General features: G+C 67.3%; 14 protein-coding genes. 8 read left to right on the top strand and 6 right to left on the bottom strand.

What is annotated here, in order from left to right:
- Positions 1-708: 708 nt before the first annotated feature.
- Both ACM0M4_RS30180 and ACM0M4_RS30185 read right to left on the bottom strand, forming a co-directional pair.
- On the bottom strand, positions 709-1749 hold the full coding sequence (locus ACM0M4_RS30180; protein WP_003105702.1) for a low specificity L-threonine aldolase: 1041 nt from the start codon (positions 1747-1749) through the stop codon (positions 709-711).
- Positions 1750-1829: 80 nt separating this feature from the next.
- Positions 1830-2471 (bottom strand): hypothetical protein, encoded by a 642-nt coding sequence (locus tag ACM0M4_RS30185; RefSeq protein ID WP_003105700.1) that lies wholly within the window; start codon positions 2469-2471, stop codon positions 1830-1832.
- Between the two features lie 215 nt (positions 2472-2686).
- Between ACM0M4_RS30185 and glyA the strand changes: the two genes are divergently transcribed.
- From glyA to ACM0M4_RS30225, 8 genes are all read left to right on the top strand, one after another.
- A complete protein-coding gene (gene glyA, locus ACM0M4_RS30190; protein WP_003117183.1) occupies positions 2687-3940 on the top strand; it encodes a serine hydroxymethyltransferase in 1254 nt (417 codons plus the stop codon).
- Positions 3941-4025: 85 nt separating this feature from the next.
- Positions 4026-5276, top strand: coding sequence for a sarcosine oxidase subunit beta (locus ACM0M4_RS30195; protein ID WP_023130566.1), 1251 nt, complete (start codon positions 4026-4028; stop codon positions 5274-5276).
- A gap of 93 nt (positions 5277-5369) precedes the next feature.
- A complete protein-coding gene (locus ACM0M4_RS30200; protein ID WP_003161125.1) occupies positions 5370-5690 on the top strand; it encodes a sarcosine oxidase subunit delta in 321 nt (106 codons plus the stop codon).
- On the top strand, positions 5687-8704 hold the full coding sequence (locus tag ACM0M4_RS30205; RefSeq protein ID WP_003117184.1) for a sarcosine oxidase subunit alpha: 3018 nt from the start codon (positions 5687-5689) through the stop codon (positions 8702-8704). Before ACM0M4_RS30200 ends, ACM0M4_RS30205 begins: the two co-directional genes overlap by 4 nt.
- A 93-nt stretch (positions 8705-8797) precedes the next feature.
- A complete protein-coding gene (locus tag ACM0M4_RS30210) occupies positions 8798-9433 on the top strand; it encodes a sarcosine oxidase subunit gamma (RefSeq protein ID WP_012614698.1) in 636 nt (211 codons plus the stop codon).
- Positions 9434-9482: 49 nt separating this feature from the next.
- Complete coding sequence (locus ACM0M4_RS30215) at positions 9483-10340, top strand: formyltetrahydrofolate deformylase (RefSeq protein WP_115288916.1); 858 nt, start codon at positions 9483-9485, stop codon at positions 10338-10340.
- 206 nt (positions 10341-10546) lie between these two features.
- Positions 10547-11746 (top strand): formaldehyde dehydrogenase, glutathione-independent, encoded by a 1200-nt coding sequence (gene fdhA / locus ACM0M4_RS30220; RefSeq protein WP_003096788.1) that lies wholly within the window; start codon positions 10547-10549, stop codon positions 11744-11746.
- 83 nt (positions 11747-11829) lie between these two features.
- Positions 11830-12786, top strand: a complete 957-nt coding sequence (locus ACM0M4_RS30225) for a D-hexose-6-phosphate mutarotase (RefSeq protein WP_003122353.1) — start codon at positions 11830-11832, stop codon at positions 12784-12786.
- Positions 12787-12851: 65 nt separating this feature from the next.
- Here ACM0M4_RS30225 and ACM0M4_RS30230 read toward each other — a convergent pair whose 3' ends face one another.
- The 4 genes from ACM0M4_RS30230 to purE all read right to left on the bottom strand — a co-directional run bounded on the left by ACM0M4_RS30230 (position 12852) and on the right by purE (position 15426).
- Positions 12852-13400, bottom strand: a complete 549-nt coding sequence (locus ACM0M4_RS30230) for a DUF3299 domain-containing protein (RefSeq protein ID WP_031757079.1) — start codon at positions 13398-13400, stop codon at positions 12852-12854.
- A gap of 61 nt (positions 13401-13461) precedes the next feature.
- Positions 13462-13707, bottom strand: a complete 246-nt coding sequence (locus tag ACM0M4_RS30235) for a GlsB/YeaQ/YmgE family stress response membrane protein (protein ID WP_003096795.1) — start codon at positions 13705-13707, stop codon at positions 13462-13464.
- Positions 13708-13821: 114 nt separating this feature from the next.
- Positions 13822-14904 carry a 5-(carboxyamino)imidazole ribonucleotide synthase gene (locus tag ACM0M4_RS30240; protein ID WP_003096798.1) on the bottom strand — a complete coding sequence of 361 codons (1083 nt, stop codon included), beginning with the start codon at positions 14902-14904 and terminating at the stop codon, positions 13822-13824.
- Positions 14905-14934: 30 nt separating this feature from the next.
- On the bottom strand, positions 14935-15426 hold the full coding sequence (gene purE, locus ACM0M4_RS30245) for a 5-(carboxyamino)imidazole ribonucleotide mutase (protein WP_003106314.1): 492 nt from the start codon (positions 15424-15426) through the stop codon (positions 14935-14937).
- Between the last annotated feature and the right edge of the window lie 5 nt (positions 15427-15431).

Consider the following 15431-nt stretch of genomic DNA (forward strand, 5'->3'; position numbering starts at 1 on the left):
TTGTCCACAAGACTTTCCAGGCCTTTTGTGGGCAACCCTGCATTTATACACAAGCTCCCTAAAGCAAGCCCGCCACCTGTTGACAGAACATCCGGTCAATTCTTGATCAATTCCCTGAAAGGCTCGCCCCACCGGGCTCTCCGCACTCTATAAACAGGCTCTTCACATCGACCTCAACAGGAATTGGGGGAAATTCCCCTCGGCGATTGCTTCCATTGTCCCAGCGACTTCGGAACGGAAGAATTTTGTCTTTTTCCTCAAGCCGTTACGTCCGCGCAGGGTGTTTTCGACTTTTGCGCCCACTTCGCTCCCCGTCTTTTCTATCCACAGGCTTGCATGGGCCCGGAGGGGACAATACCCGTCACCGTTTCGTCAGCGCGTTTCACCCGAACCGTCATCCTCTGTTCACAAACGGCTGTTTTCGCTCAAAAACCGACCAGCCTCCGGAGAGCCCGGCGGGGCGCTGCCCGGAAGCGACTGCGAACACGTTATTCACATTCGGTTCCACAGTGTTTGTGGATTGGACAGGTTATCCCGCCACTGGAGTGGAGCCGCGTGGATAAAGGCTTTCGGCGTCTCGGGCGGAGACAGGAAGGACGTTCCAGGGAGCACTTTTGCATAGCTCCCGAACAGTTAGCCCACAGAGTTATCCACAGGATTTGGGGAAAGAGCGGCCGCCCCGCGCCATGGGGGCGACCGAGAGCGGACTCAGGCGCCCATCACCAGGCGGATGTCCCGCGCCAGTTCGCGGACCCGCTCGATATCGGTATCCCAGGAACACATGAAACGCGCGCCACCTTCACCGATGAAGGTGTAGAAGCGCCAGCCGCGCGCGCGCAAGGCTTCGATCGCCGGCTCGGAAAGCTGTAGGAACACGCCGTTGGCTTCTACCGGGAACATCAGGCTGACGCCGGGAACGTCGGCCACCAGCTCGGCCAGCAGGCGCGCGCAGCGGTTGGCGTGATCGGCGTAGCGCAGCCAGGCATCGTCCTGCAGTACGCCGACCCAGGGCGCGGCGAGGAAGCGCATCTTCGAGGCCAGTTGGCCGGCCTGCTTGCAGCGGTAGTCGAAGTCCTCGGCCAGGTCGCGGTTGAAGAACAGGATCGCCTCGCCCACCGCCATGCCGTTCTTGGTGCCGCCGAAGCAGAGCACGTCGACCCCGGCCTTCCAGCTCAGCTCCGCCGGCGAGCAGCCGAGGAAGGCGCAGGCGTTGGAGAAGCGCGCGCCGTCCATGTGCAGGTGCAGGCCGAGCTCCTTGCAGGTGGCGCTGATCGCCTTCAGCTCGTCCGGGCGGTACACCGTGCCGACCTCGGTGGCCTGGGTGAGAGTCACCACGCGCGGCTTCGGATAGTGGATATCCTGGCGCTTGAGAGCGATGTCGCGGATCGACGCCGGGGTCAGCTTGCCGACCTCGGTCTGCGCCAGCAGCAGCTTGGAGCCATTGGAGAAGAACTCCGGCGCGCCGCACTCGTCGGTCTCGACGTGGGCGGTCTCCGAGCAGATCACGCTGTGGTAGCTCTGGCACAGCGCAGCCAGGGCCAGGGAGTTGGCGGCGGTGCCGTTGAAGGCGAAGAACACTTCGCAATCGGTCTCGAACAACTGGCGGAAGTAGTCCGAAGCACGCGCGGTCCACTGGTCGTCGCCATAGGCGCGTTCGTGGCCGCGGTTGGCTTCGGCCATCGCCGCCCAGGCTTCGGGGCAGATGCCGGAATAGTTGTCGCTGGCGAACTGTTGGGTGTGATCGGTCATGTGGGCCTCTGGAACGGTTGCCGAGCCCTTGTGGGGCTCCATGCGGTCGTGCCGGCACGGGTACGTGCCGGCACAGTCTGTCAGGGTAGCTTGGTCAGCTTCATCTGCTCGACGAACGGCACCAGCACCTGGCGCATCGCCGTGGCGCTGCCGCCATTGGGCGTGTCGCGGGTGCTGAGGGTCAGTACGTAGCGGTTCTTGATCACTCCGCTGAGGGTCGAGACGCCCTCCTCGCCCTTGGCCGGGACCATCACTCCCAGCGGGTCGCCCATCCGCGTGGTATCGATCAGCGGCAGGTAGTCCTCGCCGCCGAAGCGCTCGGCGGTGCCGTTCTTAAGGGCGGTCTCGCGGGTCTTGTGGAGCAGGGTCAGGTTGGTCTGGGTCATCTCGCGCAGCTTGTCCTGCGCCGCCCGATAGGACACCGCGTCGCCCTCGGTCGGCGGCGCCGGCAGGCCGGTGTCGGTGAGGACGATCTCCAGGCGCTTGCTGCCGTCGGCGGCGCCGAAGACCACGGTGGCATCGTTGTAGCCGCACTGGCGGGAGAGGAAGTCGTAGCCGAACAGTGGCTTGCCGGCCGGCGGCAAGGCCACTTCGAGTTCATGGCCGGTGCAGGAATCGGCCGGCAGCGCAGGCGCGGCGGCCTGCTTTTCATCGCCGCCCCCGCACCCTTGCAGGGATGCGCCGAGCAGCACGGCGGAAAGGAAGATCAGCGGGCGTTTCATGGTGTTCTCGCAAGACGAAGAGCACGCAGTTTAGCGCCAGCCCGGGGCGTTCCGCATCGGTTGCCGAATCCCACCGCCATGTCGCAAACGCACCTCCCCGTGGCGTGCATAGGCATCTGGGCCGGCAGGGCCGGTCATACCATCGCTGGCAAAGGGACCGCGTGTCCCGTTGCAGCCATTCCGGCGCGGTTCCGGCGCCGCAGGGAGACCCAGCGATGTTCAGCAAGCATGACCAGATCCGCGGCTACGACGACGAACTGCTCGCCGCGATGGACGCCGAAGAGGCCCGCCAGGAAGACCATCTCGAACTGATCGCCTCGGAGAACTACACCAGCAAGCGGGTCATGCAGGCGCAGGGCAGCGGCCTGACCAACAAGTATGCCGAGGGCTATCCGGGCAAGCGCTACTACGGCGGCTGCGAACACGTCGACAAGGTCGAGCAGTTGGCCATCGACCGCGCCAGGCAACTGTTCGGCGCCGACTACGCCAACGTCCAGCCGCATTCCGGTTCCTCGGCCAACGCCGCGGTGTACCTGGCGCTGCTCAACGCCGGCGACACCATCCTCGGCATGAGCCTGGCCCACGGCGGCCATCTCACCCACGGCGCCAAGGTGTCCTCCTCCGGCAAGCTGTACAACGCCGTGCAGTACGGCCTGGACACCGCTACCGGGCTGATCGACTACGACGAAGTCGAGCGCCTGGCCGTGGAGCATAAGCCGAAGATGATCGTCGCCGGCTTCTCCGCCTACTCCAAGACCCTCGACTTCCCGCGCTTCCGCGCCATCGCCGACAAGGTCGGCGCGCTGCTGTTCGTCGACATGGCCCACGTCGCCGGGCTGGTCGCCGCCGGCCTCTACCCGAATCCGATCCCCTTCGCCGACGTGGTCACCACCACCACCCACAAGACCCTGCGCGGCCCGCGCGGCGGCCTGATCCTGGCGCGCGCCAACGAGGAGATCGAGAAGAAGCTCAACTCCGCGGTATTCCCCGGCGCCCAGGGCGGCCCGCTGATGCACGTGATCGCGGCCAAGGCGGTGTGCTTCAAGGAAGCGCTGGAGCCGGGCTTCAAGGACTACCAGGCGCAGGTGATCCGCAACGCCAAGGCGATGGCCGAGGTGTTCATCGGGCGCGGCTACGACGTGGTTTCCGGCGGCACCGACAACCACCTGATGCTGATCAGCCTGGTGCGCCAGGGCCTGACCGGCAAGGAAGCCGACGCCGCCCTCGGCCGGGTCGGCATCACGGTGAACAAGAACGCCGTGCCGAACGATCCGCAGAGCCCGTTCGTCACCTCCGGCATCCGCATCGGCACCCCGGCCATCACCACCCGCGGGCTGCAGGAAGCGCAGAGCCGCGAACTGGCTGGCTGGATCTGCGACATCCTCGACCACCTCGGCGATGCCGACGTGGAGGCCAAGGTCGCCACCCAGGTCGCCGGTCTCTGCGCGGACTTCCCGGTCTATCGCTGAGCCCCCCGAAGACGGTCGGGGAGCCCGACGCGCCCCGGCCCAACCCTCTCCGCGGGAGAGGGAGCAACAGTTCAGGAGCATCCACATGCAACGCTACTCCGGCTTCGGCCTGTTAAAGCATTCACTGAGCCATCACGAGAACTGGCAACGCATGTGGCGCACGCCCACGCCGAAGCCGGTCTACGACGTGGTCATCGTCGGCGGCGGCGGGCACGGCCTGGCCACCGCCTACTACCTGGCCAAGGAACACGGCATCAGCAACGTGGCGGTAGTCGAGAAAGGTTGGCTGGGCGGCGGCAACACCGCGCGCAACACCACCATCGTGCGCTCTAACTACCTGTGGGACGAGTCCGCGCTGCTCTACGAACACGCGATGAAGCTGTGGGAGGGCCTGTCCCAGGACCTCAACTACAACGTGATGTTCTCCCAGCGCGGGGTCTACAACCTCTGCCACACCCTCCAGGACATGCGCGACGGCGAGCGCCGGGTCAGCGCCAACCGCCTCAACGGCGTCGACGGCGAATTGTTGAACGCGCAGCAGGTGGCGGAGGAGATTCCCTACCTGGACTGCAGCAAGAACACCCGCTACCCGATCATGGGCGCGACCATCCAGCGTCGCGGCGGCGTCGCCCGCCATGACGCGGTGGCCTGGGGCTTCGCCCGCGCCGCCAATGCCCTCGGCGTGGACCTGATCCAGCAGACCGAAGTCACCGGCTTCCGCAAGCAGGACGGCGCGGTGATCGGCGTCGAGACCAACCGCGGCTTCATCGGCGCGCGCCGTGTCGGAGTGGTCACCGCCGGCAACTCCGGGCACATGGCCAGGCTCGCCGGCTTCCGCCTGCCGCTGGAGTCGCACCCGTTGCAGGCGCTGGTCTCCGAGCCGCTGAAGCCGATCATCGACAGCGTGATCATGTCCAACGCCGTGCATGGCTACATCAGCCAGTCGGACAAGGGCGACCTGGTCATCGGCGCCGGCATCGACGGCTACAACGGCTACGGCCAGCGCGGCTCTTACCCGGTGATCGAGCACACCCTGCAAGCCATCGTCGAGATGTTCCCGGTGCTCTCGCGGGTACGCATGAACCGCCAGTGGGGCGGCATCGTCGACACCACCCCGGACGCCTGCCCGATCATCGGCAAGACTCCGGTGCAGAACCTGTTCTTCAACTGCGGCTGGGGCACCGGCGGCTTCAAGGCCACTCCCGGCTCCGGAAACGTCTTCGCCGCCACCCTGGCCAAGGGCGAACCGCATCCGCTGGCCGCGCCCTTCTCCATCGAACGCTTCCACAGCGGTGCGCTGATCGACGAGCACGGCGCGGCGGCAGTGGCGCACTGACAAAAGCCGCCCGAAGGGCGAAATCCGCTGCCCCTCGCCCTTCAGGGAGAGGGTGCCGGTCAACCGGCAAGAACAGTTTCCGGAGGCTACAAAATGCTGAATATCTTCTGCCCCCACTGCGGCGAACTGCGTTCCGAAGAGGAATTCCACGCCAAGGGTCAGGCCCACATCCCGCGCCCGCTCGACCCGAACGCCTGCAGCGACGAGGAATGGGGCGACTACATGTTCTTCCGCGACAACCCGCGCGGCCTCCATCACGAGCTGTGGGTGCACGCCGCCGGCTGCCGCAAGTACTTCAACGTCACCCGCCATACGGTGACCTACGAGATCCTCGAGACCTACCTGATCGGCGAGCAGCCCAGCGTCGTCGCCGACGGTGAGAAGAAAGCCGCCGTACAAGGGGAACCGGCATGAGCCAGATCAATCGCCTGTCCAGCGGCGGCCGCATCGACCGCAACCGCCCGCTGACCTTCAGCTTCAACGGCCAGCACTACCAGGGCTATGCCGGCGACACCCTGGCCGCCGCGCTGCTGGCCAACGGCGTCGACATCGTCGGCCGCAGCTTCAAGTACTCGCGGGCGCGCGGCATCGTCGCCGCCGGCGCCGAGGAGCCCAACGCGATCCTGCAGATCGGCTCCCGCGAAGCCACCCAGATCCCCAACGTGCGCGCCACCCAGCAGGCCCTCTACGGCGGCCTGGTGGCCACCAGCACCAACGGCTGGCCGAACGTGCAGAACGACCTGATGGGAATCTTCGGCAAGGTCGGCGGCAAGCTGATGCCGCCCGGTTTCTACTACAAGACCTTCATGTACCCGCAGTCGATGTGGATGACCTACGAGAAGTACATCCGCAAGGCCGCCGGCCTGGGCCGCGCGCCGACCGAGGTCGATCCGGACAGCTACGACTGGATGAACCACCACTGCGACGTGCTGGTGGTCGGCGGCGGCCCGGCCGGCCTGGCCGCCGCCCTCGCCGCCGCTCGCAGCGGCGCGCGGGTGATTCTCGCCGACGAGCAGGAAGAGTTCGGCGGCAGCCTGCTGGACACCCGCGAGACCCTCGACGGCAAGCCCGCCGCCGAGTGGGTCGCGGACGCCGTGGCCGAGCTGCAAGGCCTGCCGGAAGTCATCCTGCTACCGCGCTCCACGGTCAACGGCTACCACGACCACAACTTCCTCACCATCCACGAGCGGCGCACCGACCACCTCGGCGAGGTCGCCCCGCTCGGCCAGGTCCGCCAGCGCGTGCACCGCGTACGCGCCAAGCGCGTGGTACTGGCCGCCGGCGCCCATGAGCGGCCGCTGGTCTACGGCAACAACGACCTGCCCGGCAACATGCTCGCCGGCGCGGTTTCCACCTATGTACGGCGCTACGGCGTGGCACCGGGCAAGAAACTGGTGCTGGCCACCAACAACGACTACGCCTACCGCGTCGCCCTCGACTGGCAGGAAGCCGGCCTGCAAGTGGTGGCCATCGCCGACGCCCGGGCCAATCCGCGCGGCGAGTGGATCGAGGAAGCACGCCAACGCGGTATGCGGGTGATCACTGGCAGTTCGGTGATCGAGGCTCGCGGCGGCAAGCGGGTCAGCGGCGCCAAGGTCGCCCGGATCGACCTGCAGGCCATGCGCGCCAGCGGCGGCGAATGGCTGGACTGCGACCTGATCGCCAGCTCCGGCGGCTACAGCCCGGTCGTGCACCTGGCCTCGCACCTGGGCGGCAAGCCGGAATGGCGCGAGGAAATCCTCGCCTTCGTCCCCGGCGAAGGCCTGCAGAAGCGCATCTGCGCCGGCGCCGTGAACGGCGTGTTCGGGCTCGCCGAGGTGCTCGCCGACGGCTACCAGGCCGGGAGTCGCGCCGCCCTCGACGCCGGCTACAAGACCACCGCCGGCAGCCTGCCGAAGGTCCAGCCGCGCCGCGAGGAAGCGTCCGTCGCGCTGTTCCAGGTGCCCCACGAGAAGCCCACGGCACGCGCACCGAAGCAGTTCGTCGATCCGCAGAACGACGTCACCGCCGCCGCCATCGAACTGGCCTGCCGCGAGGGCTTCGAGTCCATCGAGCACGTCAAGCGCTACACCGCGCTGGGCTTCGGCACCGACCAGGGCAAGCTGGGCAACATCAACGGCCTGGCGATCGCCGCGCGGGCCCAGGGCAAGAGCATCGCCGACACCGGCACCACCATGTTCCGTCCGAACTACACCCCGGTGACCTTCGGCGCCGTCGCCGGCCGCCACTGCGGGCACCTGTTCGAACCGGTGCGCTTCACCGCCCTGCACGCCTGGCACGTGAAGAACGGCGCCGAGTTCGAAGACGTCGGCCAGTGGAAGCGGCCGTGGTACTTCCCGCGCCGCGGCGAGGACATGCACGCCGCCGTGGCCCGCGAATGCCGCGCGGTGCGCGAGGCGGTCGGCCTGCTCGACGCCTCGACCCTGGGCAAGATCGACATCCAGGGCCCGGACGCGCGGGAGTTCCTCAACCGGGTCTACACCAACGCCTGGACCAAGCTCGACGTCGGCAAGGCGCGCTACGGCCTGATGTGCAAGGAAGACGGGATGGTCTTCGACGACGGCGTGACCGCCTGCCTGGCCGACAACCACTTCGTCATGACCACCACCACCGGCGGCGCCGCCCGCGTACTGGAGTGGCTGGAGCTGTACCACCAGACCGAATGGCCGGAGCTGAAGGTGTACTTCACCTCGGTCACCGACCACTACGCGACCCTCACCCTGTCCGGCCCGAACAGCCGCAAGCTGCTCGCCGAAGTCACCGACATCGACCTGGACAAGGATGCCTTCCCCTTCATGACCTGGAAGGAAGGCAAGGTCGCCGGGGTGCCGGCGCGGGTGTTCCGCATCTCCTTCACCGGCGAGCTGAGCTACGAGGTGAACGTCCAGGCCGACTACGCCATGGGCGTGCTCGAAGCGCTCGCCGAGCACGGCGCGAAGTACGGCCTGACGCCCTACGGCACCGAGACCATGCACGTCCTGCGCGCCGAGAAGGGCTTCATCATCGTCGGCCAGGACACCGATGCCTCGGTCACCCCGGACGATCTCAACATGGGCTGGGCGGTGGGCCGCAGCAAGCCGTTCTCCTGGATCGGCTGGCGCGGCATGAACCGCGCCGACTGCCTGCGTGAGGATCGCAAGCAACTGGTCGGACTCAGGCCGAGCAACCCGCAGGAGGTACTGCCCGAAGGCGCGCAACTGGTGTTCGACACCCAGCAGGCGATCCCGATGAAGATGGTCGGCCACGTCACCTCCAGCTACATGAGCGCCAGCCTCGGCCACGGCTTCGCCCTGGCGGTGGTGAAAGGCGGCCTCAAGCGCATGGGCCAGAAGGTCTACGCGCCGCTGGCGGACGGCCGCTTCATCGAGGCGGAGATCTGCTCCTCGGTGTTCTACGACCCCAAAGGGGAGCGGCAGAACGTGGATTGACCGGAGAGGGATGCGCTCCTCTCCCCGGCCCTCTTCCCGAAGGGAGAAGGCAGACAGGCTACCAGGGCGCGCGGCGCCCCAAGGTGAAAACGAATGAGCAAGGCAAACGTCTACCAGCAACGCCCCGAACCCGGCGTCCACGCCGAATCGCCGCTGCACCATGCCGAGCTGCACAAGCTCGCCGGCAAGACCGCCGCGAAGGCCGGTATCGTCCTGCGCGAGAAGAAGCTGCTCGGCCACCTGGTGCTGCGCGGCGATGCCGCCGACCCGACCTTCGCCGCCGCCGTGCACCAGGCCCTCGGCCTGGAACTGCCGGTGGCCCTGACCCTGGTCGCCAGCGGCGAGACCTCGCTGCAATGGCTGGCCCCGGACGAATGGTTGCTGATCGTCCCCGGCGGCGAGGAATACGCCGTCGAACAGCGCCTGCGCCAGGCCCTGGGCGAGGAGCTGCACTACGCGGTGGTCAACGTCAGCGGCGGGCAGACGCTGCTCGAACTGAGCGGAGCGAACGTCCGCGAACTGCTGATGAAATCCACCAGCTACGACGTGCATCCGAGCAACTTCCCGGTGGGCAAGGCGGTCGGCAGCATCTTCGCCAAGTCGCAATGCGTGATCCGCCATACCGGCGAGGACACCTGGGAGCTGGTCGTGCGCCGCAGCTTCGCCGACTACTTCTGGCTCTGGTTGCAGGACGCCAGCGCCGAATACGGCCTGCAGGTAGCGGCATGAGCAGCCTTCCCCTCTCCCCGAGAGGGGATACCGGACCCGGAGCCTCGCGATGAGCCGTACCCCCGACACCTGGATCCTCACCGCCGACAGTCCCAGCCTGCTGGGCACCGTCGACGTGGTGACGCGCTACCTCTTCGAGCAGCGCTGCTACGTCACCGAGCACCACTCGTTCGACGACCGCCTGGCGCAACGCTTCTTCATCCGCGTGGAGTTCCGCGCCGGCGACGGCTTCGACGAAGCCTCCTTCCGCGCCGGACTGGCCGAACGGGTGGCACCGTTCGGCATGCGTACCGAGCTGACCGCGCCGGGCTACCGCAGCCAGATGGCGATCATGGTTTCCAAGGCCGACCACTGCCTGAACGACCTGCTCTACCGCCAGCGCATCGGCCAGTTGCCGATGGACGTGGTGGCGGTGATTTCCAATCACCCGGACCTGGAGCCGCTGGCGCGCTGGCACGGCATTCCCTACCACCACTTCCCGCTCGACCCGAACGACAAGCCGGCCCAGGAAGCCAGGGTCTGGCAGGTGCTCGAAGAGAGCGGCGCCGAGCTGGTGATCCTCGCTCGCTACATGCAGGTGCTGTCGCCGGAACTGTGCCGGCGCCTGGACGGCTGGGCGATCAACATCCATCACTCCCTGCTGCCCGGCTTCAAGGGCGCCAAGCCGTACCACCAGGCCTACCAGAAGGGCGTGAAGCTGGTCGGCGCCACCGCCCACTACATCAACAACGACCTCGACGAAGGGCCGATCATCGCCCAGGGCGTCGAGACGGTCGACCACGCCCACTACCCCGAGGACCTGATCGCCAAGGGCCGCGACATCGAGTGCCTGACCCTGGCGCGGGCGGTGGGCTACCACATCGAGCGGAGGGTATTCCTCAACGCCAATCGGACCGTGGTGCTGTAAGCGCGCCCTCTCTTCCCAACCCTCGCTGAAGGAAGAGGGCCAGGGAGAGGGGCGCTTCCCACGGCCTCGCGTCCCGAGCAACACCGACAGCCCGCCGGCTGCCAGCATTCTCCGGCCCTGTCGCGCAACAGACGACTTTCCAGTGCAAAGCCGCGCGGCCGTGGACGCCGCGCATTTGTACCCACAACGACAAAGAGGAAACGCGTATGTCTGGCAATCGTGGTGTGGTCTATCTCGGCCCGGGCAAGGTCGAGGTGCAGAACATTCCCTATCCGAAGATGCAGGACCCGCAGGGCCGGCAGATCGACCACGGGGTGATCCTGCGGGTGGTCTCCACCAACATCTGCGGCTCCGACCAGCACATGGTGCGCGGCCGCACCACCGCGCCGGAAGGCCTGGTGCTTGGCCACGAGATCACCGGCGAGGTGGTGGAGATCGGGCGTGGCGTGGAAACCATGAAGATCGGCGACCTGGTCTCGGTACCGTTCAACGTCGCCTGCGGCCACTGCCGTACCTGCAAGGAACAGCACACCGGCGTCTGCCTGACGGTCAATCCGGCGCGTGCCGGCGGCGCCTACGGCTACGTCGACATGGGTGGCTGGGTCGGCGGCCAGGCCGAATACGTGCTGGTGCCCTACGCCGACTTCAACCTGCTGAAACTGCCCAACCGCGAAGCGGCGATGGAGAAGATCCGCGACCTGACCTGCCTTTCGGACATCCTCCCCACCGGCTACCACGGCGCGGTCACCGCCGGCGTCGGCCCGGGCAGCACGGTCTACATCGCCGGCGCCGGTCCGGTCGGCCTGGCCGCGGCGGCCTCGGCACGCCTGCTCGGCGCGGCGGTGGTGATCGTCGGCGACGTCAACCCGACCCGCCTGGCCCACGCCAAGAAACAGGGCTTCGAGATCGCCGACCTGTCCAAGGACACCCCGCTGCACGAACAGATCGCCGCTCTGCTGGGCGAGCCGGAGGTCGACTGCGCGGTCGATGCGGTCGGTTTCGAGGCGCGCGGCCACGGCCATTCGGGCTCGCAGCAGGAAGCCCCGGCCACCGTGCTCAACTCGCTGATGGGCATCACCCGGGTCGCCGGCAAGATCGGCATTCCCGGCCTGTACGTCACCGAAGACCCGGGCGCAGTGGACGCGGCCGCCAAGCACGGCGCCCTGAGCATCCGCTTCGGCCTGGGCTGGGCCAAGTCGCACAGCTTCCATACCGGCCAGACCCCGGTGATGAAGTACAACCGCCAGCTGATGCAGGCGATCATGTGGGACCGGATCAAGATCGCCGACATCGTCGGGGTGGAAGTCATCACCCTCGACGATGCGCCGAAAGGCTATGGCGAGTTCGACGCCGGGGTGCCGAAGAAATTCGTCATCGACCCACACAACCTGTTCCGCGCGGCCTGAACCTCCGGCAACAACCGACGCGGCCCACGGGCCGCGTCGTCGTTGGCGCTATCCGGGGGAACTGCCGGCGATAAAATGGATCGGTGATACTGCTGCCATCCATTCGCCTCCCGGAGACCGCCATGAACACCGATAGCCCGATCAACCGCGTCGAACAGGTACAGGTCGACGACCTGGCCTGCTGGCGCATCCACACCGCCCATGGCGAGGCGCTGATCGCCCAGCAGGGCGCGCAACTGCTCAGCTACCAGCCCCACGAACAGCCGCCGCTGGTCTGGCTCAGCGACGAGGCCGGCTACCGGCGCGGGCAGTCGGTACGCGGCGGGGTGCCGGTGTGCTGGCCGTGGTTCGGTCCGCTGGAGCGCAACCCGCAGGAAGTCCGCGGCCAGGTGGAAGATGGCCTGAAGGCGCCCGCCCACGGGCTGGTCCGGGCAGTCGACTGGGAAATCGACGACATCGCCGAGGAGGACGGCGACCTCTGCGTCAGCTTCCGCCTCGACGCCCCCGATGGCCTCCCCGGCTGGCCGCACCCGGCGGCGCTGCGCATGCTGTTCCGCTTCGGCGAGCGCCTGACCCTGCGACTCACCAGCGAGAACCTCGGCAGCAAGCCGCTGGTGCTCAGCCAGGCGCTGCACACCTACTTCGCGGTCAGCGACAGCCGCGAGATCGCCATCGAGGGCCTGGAAGGCGCGCGCTACATCGAGACCCTGGAGAACTGGGAAGAACGCACTCAGCACGGCGCGGTACGGGTCAAGGGCGAACTGGACCGCATCTACCTCGGTCTCGAACGCGACCTGCTGATCAAGGACCCGCGCTGGGAACGCAGCATCCACCTGCACGCCCTCGACTCGCGTTCGGCGGTGGTCTGGAACCCCTGGGTGGACAAGTCCCGGCGTCTCTCGCAGTTCGCCGACGACGCCTGGCAGCAGATGCTCTGCATCGAGACCGGGCGGGTCTGGGACGACCTCATGGTGGTCGCCCCCGGGCGCAGCGAAAGCTTTGGCGTGCAGATCTGGAGCGAGCCGCTGAAACGGCCCTGAGCGGGACGGCGAGCGGACGGGGCGGCTCGCGTCGTCCGCCATGGGCCGTTGCGCAGGTGCCGGCCCTACAGGTCCGCTTCCTCCACCACCTTCACCCGCGCCTTGTCGATGGCGTAGGCGGCATCGGCCAGGTCATTGCTCACCTGCTCGATCTTCAGCGTGCCGCTGACCCACAGCGGGGTGTAGATATCGGTCAGCTTCAGCCCCTGTGGATAATGCACCAGGACGATCTGGTTCGGCGGCGGCGGCGGCACGTGGATGCAGGCGCCCGGATAGGGCACCAGGAAGAATTCGGTGACGCGGCCCTTGGCGTCGTTCTCCAGCGGCACCGGGTAGCCGCCGAGGCGGATCGCCTTGCCATCCAGGCTGGCGACGGTCTTGGCCGAATACATCACCGCCGGCATCTTCCGGTCCGACTGCTTCAGGCCCCCCTTGCTGGTGAAGGTGCCGGCGGCCTCCGGGGTGTCGTGGACGATGTCGGGCATTTCTTCCAGCGCCTTGCGGTCGGCCGGCGGCATCAGTTCCAGCCAGTCGGTCTCGGGCAGTTCGGCGTGGACCAGGGGTGAGGACAACAGGGCGAGCAGCAACAGGCGGGCGAACGGGAAGCGGCGCATGATGGCGGGAATACCGGCGAAGTGAGGAAACGCCGGCCCCCGCGGGGGCCGGCCAGAGCCATCAATTCTTCTTGATCAGGCCGTAAATGACCAGCAGTACGACGGCGCCGACCACCGCGCCGATGAAACCGGCCGCCTGGCCAGCCTGGTAGAAGCCGATCGCCTGGCCGCCGTAGGTGGCCAGCAGCGAACCGCCGATGCCGAGCAGGATGGTCATGATCCAGCCCATGCTGTCGTCACCTGGCTTCAGAAAGCGTGCAACGAGACCAACGATCAGTCCGACGATGATGGTTCCGATTAATCCCATGACAGTCCCTCCTTACGGGTGTATGCGCATGTATTGCGCCTGCCATGGGACAGTGTAGAAAAGCCTTGGGTTCAGTGCCGCCCGCCAACCCAAGGATGGGCGGGCGGCAATCGCTCACGCCTCGATCAGCGCCTCGACCTCGGCGATGCGCGCCTGCAGCGTCGCCCGGTCGGCACAACGCAGGGTGGCGTGGCCGACCTTGCGGCCGTTCTTGAAGGCCTTGCCGTAGTGATGCAGGTGGCAATCGGCGACGGCGACCACCTGAGCCACCGGGGGGACCGCGCCGATGAAATTGAGCATCGCGCTCTCGCCGACCTTGGCGGTCGAGCCCAGCGGCAGGCCGGCGACGGCGCGCAAGTGGTTCTCGAACTGGCTGCACTCGGCACCTTCGATGGTCCAGTGCCCGGAGTTGTGCACGCGCGGGGCGATCTCGTTGGCCTTCAGGCCGCCGTCCACCTCGAAGAACTCGAAGGCCAGCACGCCGACGTAGTCGAGCCGGGCCAGCACGCGGCCGACGTAGTCCTCGGCCAGCGCCTGCAACGGATGCCCGCTGCTGGCCACGGAGAGCTTGAGGATGCCGCTGTCGTGGGTGTTGTGCACCAGCGGGTAGAAACGCGTCTCGCCATCGCGAGCGCGCACCGCCACCAGCGAGACTTCCCCGGTGAACGGCACGAAGCCCTCGAGGATGCACGGCACGCTGCCCAGTTCGGCGAACGCGCCCTGCACGTCGGCCGGCTGGCGCAGGACCTTCTGGCCCTTGCCGTCGTAGCCCAGGGTGCGGGTCTTGAGCACCGCCGGCAGGCCGATGGCGGCTGCGGCGGCATCGAGGTCGGCCTGGGACTGGACGTCGGCGAAGTCCGGAGTGGGAATGCCGAGGTCCTTGAACATCGACTTCTCGAACCAGCGGTCGCGGGCGATGCGCAGCGACTCGGCGTTCGGGTAGACCGGCACGAACTGGGAGAGGAAGGCCACGGTTTCCGCCGGCACGCTCTCGAACTCGAAGGTCACCAGGTCGACCTCGTCGGCCAGTTGCCGCAGGTGCTCCTGGTCGCCGTAGTCGGCGCGGATGTGCTCGCCCAGGGAGGCCGCGCAGGCGTCCGGCGCCGGGTCGAGGAAAGCGAAGTTCATGCCCAGCGGGGTTCCCGCCAGGGCCAGCATGCGGCCCAGCTGGCCGCCACCGATGACACCGATTTTCATGGTTCGAGCCTTACCTTCTCAGAGCCTGTCTCACGCATCGCGCGGGTCGGGATTGTCCAGCACGGTTTCGGTCTGGTTGGCGCGGAACTGCTTCAGCGCCTCGTGGTACTGCGGGTGCTTGGCGCCGAGGATGCTCGCCGAGAGCAGCGCCGCGTTGACCGCGCCGGCCTTGCCGATGGCCAGGGTGGCGACCGGTACGCCGGCGGGCATCTGCACGATGGAGAGCAGCGAGTCGACACCCGACAGCATCGACGACTGTACCGGCACGCCGAGTACCGGCAGGTGGGTCTTGGCCGCGCACATGCCCGGCAGGTGGGCGGCGCCGCCAGCGCCGGCGATGATCACTTCGAGGCCGCGGCCTTCGGCTTCCTCGGCGTACTGGAAGAGCAGGTCCGGGGTGCGGTGGGCGGAAACCACCTTCACTTCGTAGGGGATGCCCAGCTTGTCCAGCATGTCCGCGGTGTGACTGAGGGTGCTCCAGTCCGATTTGGAACCCATGATCACGCCAACCAGTGCGCTCATCGTCG

Source organism: Pseudomonas sp. 18-147, assembly GCF_051048045.1.
Classification (GTDB): domain Bacteria; phylum Pseudomonadota; class Gammaproteobacteria; order Pseudomonadales; family Pseudomonadaceae; genus Pseudomonas; species Pseudomonas aeruginosa.